Source organism: Cupriavidus sp. 05N39 (assembly GCF_056397325.1).
The window spans coordinates 1-371 of sequence record NZ_JBFTNE010000401.1; the positions used below are offsets into that span (position 1 = coordinate 1).

Annotated in this window: 1 protein-coding gene; it reads left to right on the forward strand. The window is 65.5% G+C overall.

What is annotated here, in order from left to right; translation table 11 throughout:
- Positions 1-371: LptF/LptG family permease (locus AC1DN0_RS41900; protein WP_477146729.1), on the forward strand; the 371-nt coding region annotated here is incomplete at both ends.

A 371-nucleotide genomic window follows, 5' to 3' on the forward strand; every position in this document is an offset into this window, starting at 1 on the left:
GCGATACGTTCCTCAATGCCGGCGCGGGCGATGAGCAGCTGTTGCCCGGTGGCGGGACCAAGCTGGTGCTGCGCGACGTGCGCCTGTACAAGATCGGCGACGATGGCCGGCTTGCCTCGTTGACCTATGCCGGGTCGGCCGAGCATGGCAGTGATGGCTGGGTGCTGAAGAAAGTGCGCCGGGATACCTTTGGCGAGCGTTCGGCCACGCGTGAAACGGTCGAGTCCGAGCCGTGGAATTCACGGCTGGATGCGGCGGCGCTGGCCAGCGGCATATCCAAGCCGCGCAACCTGACCGCGATGGACCTGCGCACCAGCATCGAGTACCGCAAGCGCAACGGGCTGGATGCGCGCGATTACGAGGACATCTAC